The sequence below is a fragment of the Annamia dubia NIES-4383 genome, assembly GCF_055394725.1.
Map to the genome: position 1 here is coordinate 610162 of NZ_AP025630.1, position 13011 is coordinate 623172.

General features: G+C 31.0%; 13 protein-coding genes and 1 pseudogene. 5 read left to right on the top strand and 9 right to left on the bottom strand.

Annotation, left to right across the window (positions count from 1 at the left end):
* Positions 1-26 precede the first annotated feature (26 nt).
* The 4 genes from Anndu_RS02885 to Anndu_RS02900 all read right to left on the bottom strand — a co-directional run bounded on the left by Anndu_RS02885 (position 27) and on the right by Anndu_RS02900 (position 2297).
* A complete protein-coding gene (locus tag Anndu_RS02885) occupies positions 27-200 on the bottom strand; it encodes a hypothetical protein (RefSeq protein WP_464102923.1) in 174 nt (57 codons plus the stop codon).
* 442 nt (positions 201-642) lie between these two features.
* Complete coding sequence (locus Anndu_RS02890) at positions 643-1062, bottom strand: Fur family transcriptional regulator (protein WP_464102924.1); 420 nt, start codon at positions 1060-1062, stop codon at positions 643-645.
* A 102-nt stretch (positions 1063-1164) separates the two neighbouring features.
* On the bottom strand, positions 1165-1698 hold the full coding sequence (locus Anndu_RS02895; protein WP_464102925.1) for a LabA-like NYN domain-containing protein: 534 nt from the start codon (positions 1696-1698) through the stop codon (positions 1165-1167).
* A 386-nt stretch (positions 1699-2084) separates the two neighbouring features.
* A complete protein-coding gene (locus Anndu_RS02900) occupies positions 2085-2297 on the bottom strand; it encodes a hypothetical protein (protein ID WP_464102926.1) in 213 nt (70 codons plus the stop codon).
* A 179-nt stretch (positions 2298-2476) separates the two neighbouring features.
* Here Anndu_RS02900 and Anndu_RS02905 point away from each other — a divergent pair, with 179 nt between their 5' ends.
* The gene (locus tag Anndu_RS02905; RefSeq protein ID WP_464102927.1) at positions 2477-3217 is read left to right on the top strand and encodes a cytochrome c biogenesis protein CcdA; all 741 of its coding nucleotides are present in this window, start codon (positions 2477-2479) and stop codon (positions 3215-3217) included.
* Between the two features lie 95 nt (positions 3218-3312).
* Here Anndu_RS02905 and Anndu_RS02910 read toward each other — a convergent pair whose 3' ends face one another.
* A complete protein-coding gene (locus Anndu_RS02910; protein WP_464102928.1) occupies positions 3313-3975 on the bottom strand; it encodes a class I SAM-dependent methyltransferase in 663 nt (220 codons plus the stop codon).
* 97 nt (positions 3976-4072) lie between these two features.
* On the opposite strand from Anndu_RS02910, the gene Anndu_RS02915 reads away from it, so the two are divergent.
* From Anndu_RS02915 to Anndu_RS02925, 3 genes are all read left to right on the top strand, one after another.
* A complete protein-coding gene (locus Anndu_RS02915) occupies positions 4073-4333 on the top strand; it encodes a hypothetical protein (protein ID WP_464102929.1) in 261 nt (86 codons plus the stop codon).
* Between the two features lie 66 nt (positions 4334-4399).
* Positions 4400-5815 (top strand): DUF3084 domain-containing protein, encoded by a 1416-nt coding sequence (locus Anndu_RS02920; protein WP_464102930.1) that lies wholly within the window; start codon positions 4400-4402, stop codon positions 5813-5815.
* A gap of 141 nt (positions 5816-5956) precedes the next feature.
* Positions 5957-7024, top strand: a complete 1068-nt coding sequence (locus Anndu_RS02925) for an aromatic ring-hydroxylating dioxygenase subunit alpha (RefSeq protein WP_464102931.1) — start codon at positions 5957-5959, stop codon at positions 7022-7024.
* Here the strand turns inward: Anndu_RS02925 and tnpA are convergent.
* The 3 genes from tnpA to Anndu_RS02940 form a co-directional block, all read right to left on the bottom strand.
* On the bottom strand, positions 7014-7436 hold the full coding sequence (gene tnpA / locus Anndu_RS02930; protein ID WP_464102932.1) for an IS200/IS605 family transposase: 423 nt from the start codon (positions 7434-7436) through the stop codon (positions 7014-7016). The genes Anndu_RS02925 and tnpA overlap by 11 nt on opposite strands.
* A 704-nt stretch (positions 7437-8140) precedes the next feature.
* The gene (locus Anndu_RS02935; RefSeq protein ID WP_464102933.1) at positions 8141-8686 is read right to left on the bottom strand and encodes an NUDIX hydrolase; all 546 of its coding nucleotides are present in this window, start codon (positions 8684-8686) and stop codon (positions 8141-8143) included.
* A gap of 57 nt (positions 8687-8743) precedes the next feature.
* On the bottom strand, positions 8744-9484 hold the full coding sequence (locus Anndu_RS02940; RefSeq protein WP_464102934.1) for a response regulator: 741 nt from the start codon (positions 9482-9484) through the stop codon (positions 8744-8746).
* Between the two features lie 292 nt (positions 9485-9776).
* On the opposite strand from Anndu_RS02940, the pseudogene Anndu_RS02945 reads away from it, so the two are divergent.
* Positions 9777-11235, top strand: a pseudogene (locus tag Anndu_RS02945) (NF041680 family putative transposase).
* A 188-nt stretch (positions 11236-11423) separates the two neighbouring features.
* Here the strand turns inward: Anndu_RS02945 and Anndu_RS02950 are convergent.
* Positions 11424-12692 (bottom strand): response regulator, encoded by a 1269-nt coding sequence (locus tag Anndu_RS02950; protein ID WP_464102935.1) that lies wholly within the window; start codon positions 12690-12692, stop codon positions 11424-11426.
* Positions 12693-13011: the final 319 nt, after the last annotated feature.

Consider the following 13011-nt stretch of genomic DNA (forward strand, 5'->3'; position numbering starts at 1 on the left):
TTACTAATAGCAATTTCAGCTTAAGTTCAACCGCAAAAAACAATATGTTCCTTAGTAAAAAGAAATTCTGTACAATCTATTAAATCATCTATGCCTAAACAATTTAAAAAAAGTTCGAGGCCAAACCAGATTAATAATGTAATTAATAGTTTTTGCCAATTAAGGCCAGTGGTTATTTCAGTTATATTTATGGTATTCATTATATTCCATCTCCTCCCAACCTAAAGTTTATCAATTGTCAATTATCAATTGATAAATAATCTCCGGCTGTGTCAATCTAAATATTTAAAAAAGTATTAATTTTTTTTGTTAATTATGTTATATTTTTTTGATGAAATTACAGTCTTAAAAACAAATAATAAATAACAAAGTTTGAAGATTATTGATATTTTTAGACTACAGCTTAAATATGTAAAAGTTGTGTAGATTAATTACTTAATTGATTGATCATTTGTGCAAATTCTGTGTATTTGATCATGGTCAAATTTTATTTTAAATTACCAATAAAAAGAAAAATTTAACGGGTAATATTGATGTATTTCAAGATATTTTTAAACCTAAAGCTTAATGCTATAATAAAGAAGTCTGCGTAGGCAGACTTTGTTTAGATAGGAGTAAAAACCCCTTTAATTATGAGTTATTTTAATTTTGACAGTTATTACAACAGCCTTTTACTGTAATTTCATAACTTGTGCTTGTGAGTCCTTGGGGTAATTTTGGTAATGGAAAATCCTGAAAATAGTCCCATTCAACATCTAAAATTGAGCCACAATTCAGACAAACAAAATGATGATGGGCATCGGTGCGGCCGTCATAACGAGTTTTCCCTTCATCTAATAAAATTTCTCTGACTAAGCCTACTTGTCTTAACACGCTTAAAGCTGTGTAAACACTGGCTTTAGAGGCGATCGGTAAATCTTGATTTATTTGCTCTAAAATTTGTTCTACGGTGGGATGATCACAACGGGATAATAAGTTAGCATAAACAGCATAGCGTTGAGGGGTAATTCTCAAGCCTTTTGCCTTCATTTTTTCTTGAATTAAATTTTGGGTTTTTTCCATAATTAAAAATTTAAAAATTTAATTGATCTATTTTCTTTTCTATTTAATCTTGACTATATCACTTATTACTTATTATTTATTACTTATTATTTAATATTGAGATTAAGCGACATTTTCACAATAATCTTGGGCAATATCAGAAGCGATGGCCGCTAAATTATAAAAATTATGACAAATTCCTTTTAATTCATCATTAGTTGTACCATCTAAACCAACTATATTAACTTGTTTTCCTTGTTGTTGAATTAGATCAACTGGATAGACAAAATCCTGATCTCCACTAACTAAAATTGCCGTATCATATTCGGGGGCTAATCTATACATATCTAAGGCAATTTCTACATCTAAATCTGCTTTTTTTGTGCCATCAAAGCGTTTTAATAGTTGTTTTGCTGTGACTTGATAACCGATATTTTTTAAGAAAGAAATAAAACTTCTTTGATGAGTTTGACTGTAATCAACTCCCATATAAAAACCTGCATAGATTACTCTATGATTACGGCTTAAATAGTTTTTTAATTTTAAATAATCTATAGTTAAATTTATTCTTTTGGCCGCATAAAGTAGATTAGACGCATCTACAAATAGAGCTAATTTTTTGATATAGTTTGGTCGTTGTAAAGCTTTATTATTCATGGTTGAAAACCTCGTTAATTAAGTAAAATTTTCAGATTAAGTAAAAAAATTTGTTCTCAAATTAACTTGAGAAACTTAAAGAAGATGTCCAATAAATTGAACAAAAAAGTGTTATTTAATTATCAAAAAGTTAGGTTACTAAACACTTGATCTTTGTCTTGAAAATCAGTTCAAGATGGGTTTAATGATTAGACAAAATCTTGATTCTTATACTTTAGCTTATAAACAGAGAATTTGACCAGTGGCAAAAAAGTTAGTTTTACAATTTCCCGATTTGATGGTAATAAGCAAATCCTATCCCATTTTGATCATAGTGTGATAAAAATATTTGTAGGGGTGAACGGCTGTCCACCCCTACAAATTCTTGTATTTTAATCCTATGTCTATTAAATTAAACCTAGCCATGACAAAACGCCATGACCTGTTAAAGCTTCAATAGCGATCGCAATTATTAAACCGATCATGGCCGCTCTCCCATTTAAACGCTCGGCATAATCATTAAATCCAAATTTGGGATCTTCGATTTTAGGATCAACATTGGGCTGAGGTGTCTCAGTCTTAGCAGTTTCAATAGTTTGAGCAGTAGTATTTTCAGTCATTTATTTATTTTGAGAAAAGTTTACAATTCTTTACATTTTCAATTATAGCAATGATTTTTGATTAATAAAAGTAGTAAAATCATTAAGGTAATTAATATTAAGACTGAAGATCAATAAATCATTGTCAATTGTTGAATCAATATAATAAGATAGTAAACAAGAATTAATCATTAAGAAAAATGTTAGAACAATTAAATTATCAATTATATAATTTAGCTCAATGGTCAAATAATTTAGTTTTAAATCAATTAAATCATTTAAGTTTTTTAAGTATTTTGTTGATATTTTTAACTGGATTATTAACCAGTTTAACTCCTTGTATGTTATCAATGTTACCCATTACAATTGGTTATATTGGGGGCTATGAAGCTAAGGGAAAATTAACAGCTTTAATTCAATCTAGTTGGTTTGCTTTAGGGTTAGCCACTACCTTGGCCGCCTTAGGAATTTTAGCGGCTTCCGTGGGTAAAGTTTACGGTCAAATTGGTTTAGGTTTGCCCATTATTGTTAGTTTAATTGCGATTATTATGGGATTAAATTTGTTAGAATTAATCCCCTTAAATTTTCCCTCTTTAGGTAATACAGATTGGATCAAAAATGATTTTCCTCCCGCAATTAGATCCTATTTAATAGGGTTAACTTTTGGCTTAATTGCTTCCCCTTGTAGCACACCTGTTTTAGCTAGTTTATTAGCATGGATTATTAGCACTCAAGATTTAATTTTAGGGGGGGGGTTATTATTAGCTTATACTGCTGGTTATGTCTGTCCTTTAATTATTGCAGGTACATTTACCGCTACTATTAAGAGTATGTTAGAATTAAGGCGTTGGTCAGTTTGGATTAATCCAATTAGTGGAGTATTATTATTAGGATTTGGTGTATTTTCTCTGTTATCTCGTTTACCTAATAATGTTTTTTAAAACTTAATTTTCAATTCTTTACTTAAGGGTAAAGAATTGAAAATTGGCCGCTATCAATTGTCAAATTTTTAAGTTAAATTTTGCTTGATCTTTAATTATTTTTTAATCGCTAAAGTTAAACCATCGGCAATAGGAATTAAAGTAATTATAACTCGATCATCTTGATAAATTTGATTGTTAAAATCTCTAATAGCTTGAGTTTGCTTATCTTGAATTTCTCGATCGGCAACTTTGCCCGACCATAAAACATTATCAACTGCTATTAAACCGCCTTTTTTGAGTAATTTTAAAGATTTTTCATAATAATTAGGATAATTTCTTTTATCCGCATCAATAAAAATAAAATCAAAAGTTTCAGCCTCACCTTGTGCTAATAATTGATCTAATGTTTCTAAAGCAGGTGCAAGATGTAAAGTAATTTTGTGATCCACTCCGGCTTTTTGCCAATATTGACGGGCAATAGCGGTATATTTTTCATCAAGATCACAGGCAATCAGTTTCCCATCTTCAGGTAAGGCCATGGCCGTAATCAGGGAACTATATCCGGTGAAAACTCCGATCTCTAAAGCCTTTTTAACTCCGATTAATTTAATTAGAAAACTCATAAACTGACCTTGTTCTGGGGCGATCTGCATTTGAGACATGGGAAGTTGAGCCGTTTCTTGACGTAGTTGGGTTAAAATTTCAGCTTCATGAACTGAAATCGAAAGCAAATATTGATGAAGTTGATCATTGAAGCCTAGAGTTTGATTGGACATAAATCAAAAAAATTAAATTAATTTTTAAAAAAAAGTTATCAATTAAAGTCTAATCTTAGTTTAAGATGATGAAGTTAGTCTATAAGGATAATTTTGTATGCCAAGAACACCGGATGAATATGCAGTATTTCTTCTTCTGTCTGGAGGTCACAAAGAAGAAGTCAGATTTGCTAATATCAAAGACTTTCAGAAGTGGTACAGTGCTGAATTAGTGCCAAAATCTGATTCCAATGATTTTATCAATGTACCGATCAAAAATCTCCAAGGGGAATATATGGTATTACGCCCTTCCACTGTGGTGGCGATCCGAGTTGAGCCTGTTTTCCTTGGCAGTGTGGAAAGATATGCGGAAGAATAAATGATCAGATCTAAAGATCAACAGTTATTAGTTAATTATTTTTTAATTGTCAATTGTAAAAGTTGAATGACCAGTGCTTATATCCTAGTGGCGGCAGTTTTAGTTTTAGGTGGAATTATCGCCACTTTGGGCGATCGCCTTGGTTCAAAAGTCGGCAAAGCTAGATTAACAATTTTTAATCTTCGTCCCCGTCAAACGGCTGTTGTAATTACAGTCATGACGGGCATTTTAATTGCGGCCTCTACTTTAGGGTTATTATTTGGTTTAAGTAGTTCTTTGCGTGATGGTGTTTTTAAGTTAGATGATATTCTTAAACAAGGGCGCAAAGACTTAGAAAAATTAAATCTGGAAAAACAACAAATTCAACAGGAATTAGATCGAGTTAAAATTGAGGCTCAACAAGTTCAAAGCAGTTTAAGTAATGCTAATCAAAAATTTGAAATGGCGAAAAAGCAGTTAAAAGATGTGACAAAACAAACCAGTAAATTATATGATGAATTGCAATTATTAAATCAAGAAAAAACTCATTTAATTAAAGAAAGGAAGATTTTAGAAAATCAAAGTAAAAAATTAGAAATGTTAGTTAATCAAAGAGATGTTCAATTAGCTCAACAAAATTCTACCATTAAAAATCAGGATTCTATTTTAAATTCTTTAAAACAACAACAAGCTGATTTAGAAATAGAAATTAATCATCAAGATGATTTAATTTTTAATTTAGATCAGGAAATTTCTAGTAAAGATCAGGCTTTACAAGATAAAGAAAATCAAAGAGAAAAACTTGAAGAACAATTAAATTTTTTAGAAAAACAAGTACAAATTTTAGGGCAATATTATGAAAATTATCAAGTTTTACGTCAAGGTAATTTGGGCTTATTAAGGGGTCAAATTTTGGCAGTTGGTGGGGTGAGAATTGAAGACCCTAATATGGCTCAAAATGCCGTAGATCAATTATTACGTCAAGCTAATGTTAATGCTTTAGAAGCCACAGCCAACACAGATCAAAATCAACAAATTGTTCAAATTACCCAAGCAGAAGTAGCTCAATTAATTACTCAATTACAAACGGGAAAAGATTTTGTAGTCAGAATTATTAGTGGAGGTAATTATTTAAAAGGTGAAACTCAAGTGAGAGTTTTTGCTGATATTACTTTAAATCAAAGAATTTTTCTTCAAAATCAAATGATTGCATCGGTTTCTTTAGATAAGAATAATTTAACTCAAACTATTTTACAACAACAATTAGATCTACTTTTAGCTACAACTCAATTTCGCGCCCGTAGTGCGGGAATTTTGGGGGAAATTCAAGTAGAAGAAGGGAGTATTACTACTTTAAGTGATTTTGTGGAACAATTATTAAAAATGGAGGAAATACCCGATCAAATTCAAGCAGTTGCTATTAATACAACTTATACGATCGGGCCTTTAAAATTAAAATTAATTGCCCTGCGTCAAGGTCAAATTTTATTTAGTACATCTTAAATTTATTAAAATTGGGTGAGGGTTTTTTGACATTGCCAAAAACTTGCGATCGCACTCAAGTCAAATTATAAATTTTGATCTATATTTATATGTTATATTTTATTTGATTAATCTAATTATATTCTAATATTAAATAATCCTATGAACTTATCAACCATTTCCCAAAGTAATCTTAATCATAATAATTTGAATATTCGTAATTGTGGAATTAATCCTAATCATTGGTATGTAGTAGCCACCAGTGGAGAAATTAAACATCAACCTGTAGCTGTTACTTTATGGAAACAAGAAATAGTTATTTATCGAGATCAAGGGGGTAAAATTTACGCTTTAGAGGATAGATGTCCCCATCGTCAAGTCAAATTAAGTTCAGGTAAAATAGTAGAAAATAATTTAGAATGTGCCTATCATGGTTGGCAATTTAATGGGGAAGGAAAATGCGCTTTTGTTCCCTATTTAGATGAAAAACAAAAACTTCCTAGTTGTAAAATTCGCTCCTATCCGGTACAAGAATTAGATGGTTTTATTTGGTTATTTTTAGGGGATGAAGATCATACTTTAATTAAACCAATGGGTTTACCTGAATGGGATCATTTGAATTATATAGCCTCTTTTGCTGAACTTAATTGTCAAGCTCATTTTTCCTATTTAATTGAAAATATTATGGATATGTATCATGGACATTTACATGACAATTATCAGGCGTGGGCGAGTGCAAAATTACAAAATATTTCGGCAAATCAAGATCGAGTTGATGCGCATTATACAGCACAAAGTTATTATAAAATAGATAAAATTTGGTCAATTTCCCAGTTATTTTTCCCTGCTTTTAGAAAGTTACATCCCGAACCTTTAGATGTTAGTTATATTTATCCCCATTGGGCTTCTAGTTTAGGTAATGATTTTAAAATTTATTGTCTTTTTTGTCCCATTAATGAAACTCAAACTAAAGCTTATTTAGTGCATTTTACTTCATTAAATGCTTTTTGGAGATTACATAAATTACCTGTTAAATTTCGTCTTTTTGTGAAGAATAGTTTATTTAATAGTGCGAAAAAATTATTAGAAGGTTTAATTATTCAAGATGTGGAAATGATTGAACAGGAACAAAAATCGTTTTTAGAGAATAAAAAATTGCGTAATTTTGAATTAAATCGCACCATTGTGGAGGTACAAAAATTAATCCGTCAACAGGCAATTAATTATTAGTAATTTCATCAATTTCAAAATCAGGAATTAATTGTTTTTGTAGATGATGAATTTCCTGATTTTTGATATAATGAGCTATTGTTTCTAAATCTTCTTGGCTAACGGTAAATACACCATAACCGCCTTGCCATTTAAAAAATTCATTTGGTTTAATTTCATGGGTGATCAAATGAGATGAACTTCCTTTGACTTCTCCGATTAATTTAGATAGGCTTAATGTTGGGGGAAAATTGACTAATAAATGAATATGATCGGCTATACCACCAATGGCTAAAACTTTACAATTTAATTGTTCACATTGTCTAATAATTCCTGCATAAACAATTTTTTTTAGATCAGGTGTGATCAAGGGCAACCTATCCCATGTTGCCCAAATACAATGGGCATATAATTGGGTAAAATTTCTCGGCATTTGTTTTAATTGATTTACTGTTACATAGGGTTATTATACACATAATTGACACAGATTAATTAAATAAAATCAAACATATACATATACAGACAGGCTAAAGCCTTCTGCTACAAAGACAAAGACTGCCTACGCAGTCTTAACATTAGTCTGTGCAGACAGACTTTGTTTTTGTAGCCCTAACCCTTCAGGGTTAAGGTGTTGTCTTGATGGGTACACACAGGCTAAAGCCTTCTGCTATAAAGACGAAGACTGCCTTCGCCGTCTTAACATTAGTCTGTGCAGACAGACTTTGCTTTTATAGCCTTAACCCTTCAGGGTTAAGGCGTTGTCTTGATGGGTACACACAGGCTAAAGCCTTCTGCTATAAAGACGAAGACTGCCTTCGCCGTCTTAACATTAGTCTGTGCAGACAGACTTTGCTTTTATAGCCTTAAACCTTCAGGGTTAAGGCGTTGTCTTGATGGGTACACACAGGCTAAAGCCTGATGCTATAAAGACGAAGACTGCCTTCGCCGTCTTAACATTAGTCTGTGCAGACAGACTTTGCTTTTGTAGCCTTAACCCTTCAGGGTTAAGGCGTTGTCTTGATGGGTACACACAGGCTAAAGCCTTCTGCTATAAAGACGAAGACTGCCTACGCAGTCTTAAGATTAGTCTGTGCAGACAGACTTTGCTTGTATAGCCTTAACCCTTCAGAGTTAAGGCTATAAAAACGGTTTAGCCAAAAAGAAACTAGCGATCGTTTTAGCATCTACCGAAAGCCCATTTCTAATATCTTCTTCTAGTTCATCTGGACTCATAAATAAAACTTCTATATCCTCATCTTCATCTTGAGAAGGGGGATCCGGTAATTGTTCTAAGTCGTAAGCCACAAAGACATAAATATATTCATCGGAATACCCTGGGGCAAGGGGAAATTTCCCCAGCGATCGCCAGTCATGCGCCCGATAGCCCGTTTCCTCTTGGATCTCCCGTTTGACCGTTTCAAGGGGGTCTTCCCCATGTTCCACCGTTCCTGCGGGAAACTCAATTAATCTACCCTGTACTGCAAAACGATATTGTTTAAGTAAAATTAAGCGCCCGTCCGCCGTAACTGGTATGACTAAAGCACCCCCCGGATGTCTAATACATTCCCATTCCCCTTGCGCACCATTCGGCAAGCGCAAAAAGTTGACATCAAAACCAAATTTTCGCCCTTGATAGGACATTCGATGTTTTAGTAATTGGGGGGGATCGTAATCTAAAGTCATAATATTAGTTTGTCTATTTTGAATTAACAGATATATTTAAAATATAACATTTAAAAGTTAATTAAACTCAAAATAACTAGAAACAAAAGTTTCCACTTCATTTAATAGTTGTTCTATTTTATTTAATTTAGGTGGAATTAAGTCTAAATTATTACCAACTGCCTGTTTTTCAATACTACGAGTAATTTCCATCATTACATTAACTCCCGCATGACCAGAAGCACCTTTAATTTTATGAACTTTAAATAATAATTCCATCACATCTTGATTATCAATCGCTTTTCTTGCTTCTTCAAGATTAACTTTTGTATCACTCACAAAACAAGTTAATAATTCATGTTGAAAATCCAAATCACCTCCGGTAAATTTATAAAGTCTTTCCATGTCTACCGGATATTTAATATTTTTAATTCTGTTAAGGGAATAGGATTCTAAATTCAATTCTTGATCTTTAATTTCCCCTGAATTATTAATAATTTTTGACCATTTTTTTAACACAATTTCTAAATCATTAGTTGACGCTGGTTTTGTAATATAATCATCCATGCCGGCCTCAAAACATTTTTGTTTATTTACTTCCATAGCTGAAGCAGTTAAACCTATTATAATAATATGTTGATTTTGATTTTCTTGCTTTTCTTGTTGACGAATTTGTTGGGTAGATTGATAACCATTTAAGACAGGCATTTGACAATCCATTAAGATTAAATCATAATTTTCTTTTCCTAATTGATCGATCACTTCTTGGCCATTTTCAACTAAAAAAGCTTCATATCCTAAATTTTTTAATTGATTCATAATGACTTTTTTATTAACAGGAGTATCTTCTGCTACTAAGATTTTTAAAGGGGAAAATTTAGAATATTGATGATCTTGATTGGTTATTTCTTTAGTTAAATTATCATTTGGACTTTGGACAAAAAATTAGATTTAATGAAGCTCACATCAGACCGAAAAAATTAAAATAAGATATTTATATTAAGAGAAATTGAATATTGTCTAATAGCATAATGTCAAATAATAAACTTTCTTTCTCAACAAGTTTGTTCTATAGATTAGAATAAATAGATAGTTTATTATTCAAAATAATATGAAAATCAAAAATAAAAATTACCAAGAAGTTGAACAATTTATTCAAGGTCGTCAACGATTATATCAAAGTCTTGGTTTAAGAAAAGATGCCTTGATGAATTTACTCGATGCTCTTAGTAGTAATCAAGATGCTAAAACAGTCGTGGAATTAAGTTTAAATCCTCTATTTAAACATAAATACCAAAGTATTTATCGAGCAATTGCTGATTTTAATAAAGCGGGAAAAAAGAAATCACAAATCACAAATAAAGCCGAAATATCTAAGATTATTTTAGAGAGTATTCCTCAAAATAATCAGCGAAAGTTTCATCTATTTGGCATTGATGTAACCCCTAATTCACGCCAGTTTTCTCCTACTGTATCTGATAAAACGTTTATTCATCAACCTAACAGTATTAAAGGCAATAAACCCATCAATATTGGTCATGCTTATTCTTGGCTTTTTACTTACCTGAAAAAATATCTAATTGTGATGCTTCTTGGACAATTCCTTTATCAGTTCAACGAGTAAAAAGCGATGAAAAAGATGTTTCTGTTGCTCATAAACAGATTAATAAAGTTTTGACAGATTCATTATTATTTAAGATAATTCTATCAGTTATTGTCGTAGATTGTCTTTATAGTCAAAAAGATTTTATTGGCAAACAAGTTCTTAATCAAGATCGACTTGTTGTCACCAGAGTTAAAAGTAATCGTGTTTTTTTTCGTCCTTTTGTCAAAGATTCTTCTGAGTTAAAAAGTGGACATCCACGTTGGTATGGTGATAAATTTGATTTAAAAGATTCAACTTCTTGGCATCCCCCTGATGATTTAATTCAAACTAATTTTACTACGAAACGTGGTAAATTATTAAATGTCAAAATTAAGGGTTGGAATAATATGTTAATGAAGGGAACAAAGGAACATAAATTGCATGATTATCCCTTTACATTATTGGAAATTACTGTTACTGATCAAGAAGGTAATTCTATTTGGAAACCAATGTGGTTAATTGCCATTGGTAAACGCCGTAACGAATTAACTTTGCTTGAAATTTATCAATCTTATCGTCAACGTTTTGACTTGGAACACTTTTTTCGATTTGGCAAACAAAGATTATTAATGAACGACTATTTAACCTCTCATACAAGTTATGAAGAAAACTGGATGAACCTAATTTTAATTGCTTATATTCAATTGTGGAATGCAAGGAATTTAGCTGTTTGCTTACCCCGCCCTTGGGAGAAATATTTGCCTAATTTTCGTGAGAGTAAGATTACCCCAGTGCTGTTCAGAGAGACTTTTATAGAATTATTAGCACCATTGAGATCAATTCTAATTTTCCCAAACCCCGTGGTTATTCTTCTGGACGGAAAAAAGGTGAAATACAAGTGAAAAGACCACGTTATCAGGTTATAAAAAGAATCAAAAATGTCAACAAAATAGCTAAATTGCTGTTAGAAACGACTGTTAATTAATCTTTTTTCCCCTAAAATTATTTTAGGTTAGTTTTACTTTGTCTATTTTTTTATCTTCTATTTTAACCTCTACCAATTTCTTTTTGTCCAAAGTCCAATTAGAAACGACTGTTAATTAATCTTTTTTCCCCTAAAATTATTTTAGGTTAGTTTTACTTTGTCTATTTTTTTATCTTCTATTTTAACCTCTACCAATTTCTTTTTGTCCAAAGTCCAATATCATCAGAACAAGTAATTATTTGATCTGAAATTTCTAAATTTAAAGTAAACCAAAAAGTTGAGCCTTTTCCTTCTTCACTTTCTACCCCAATTTTTCCTCCCATTAATTGTACTAATTGTTGACAAATTGCTAATCCTAAACCTGTCCCTTCATAATGTTGTCCCATCTGATGGGAAATTTGACAAAAAGACTTAAATAATTGGGTTTGATTTTCCGGTGAAATACCTATACCTGTATCTTTAATTGTAAATTTTAAATTCAAATTTCTCTCGCTTAAATTTGCGTCAGTTTCTGTTTCTAATACCACAGTTTCAATTTTAAAAATAATTTCTCCCCGTTGGGTAAATTTAATCGCATTACTAATTAAATTACTAAAAATTTGACGTAGGCGAAATTCATCACCAATCAACATTAAATTGTGAGAAATTTCTGGGCTAATTTCTAATAAAAATTTGACATTTTTTGGATTGGTGCAAAGCTCAAATAGATCATAAATTTCTTGGCTCATTTTTCGTAAATTTAAAGGGGCTTTTTTCAGTTTAAATGCACCAGATTCAAGTTTAGAAAAATCTAAAATATCATTAATTAAATTAAGCAGACTTTCTCCACTATTTTTTAAAGTCATGACAAAATCAGTTTGTTCATCATTCAAATAGGTATTTAATAATAATTCTGTCATGCCTAATACTCCATTCATTAAAGTACGAATTTCATGGCTAGTATTAGCTAACATTTGACTTTTAACAGTTTCTGCTTCTAATGCTTTATCCCTCGCAATAACTAATTCTGTTAGGGCTTTCTTTAAATAATTTTGTGAATTTTGGAGTTTATCTTGAGCGTGTTTTAATTCTAAATGAGTCTTAACTCTGGCTAATAATTCCTGTGATTTAAAAGGTTTAGTTACATAGTCTACCGCCCCCATTTCAAAGGCTTTTAAAATATGTTTTTCTTCGTGACTAGCCGTGAGAAAAATAATCGGAATATCTTGATACTTTTCATCTGATTTTAAATATTCACATACGTCAAAACCATCCATATCTGGCATCATTAAATCAAGCAAAATTAGATCGGGTTTGACACTTTTAACCCTAGTAATTGCCTGTTTTCCACTATTAGCAAAATTAATTTTATATTGATCTTTTTTGAGAATATTAATTAAAACTTGCAGATTCTCAGTCACATCATCCACTACTAAAATAATAAAGTTTTTGGGGTTATAAGTTGGCATTTGCATCATAATTTTAATTAACTAATAAGATATTTTTAATTAAGAAAATTAGAGAATATTAATTATTGTGAGGGTGATGATTAGATTGAGTTGAGAAGAATAATTAATAATTTACTCATGGAAATTTAATTATTGATTACTTGATCAGTTGACAATTGAAAATTGGTTAATTAGCTTTATGGTTTGACTTTGCTCACCCGCCAACCTGCCCTTGATTGGGCAAAAATAAAACATTTTTCCTTATTTTTAATCCTCTACTTTTAAGTAAAGGTTAATTGTCAATTGTTAAACTATTATTATCTTTTTATTATCAATTGTCAAGAAAAAT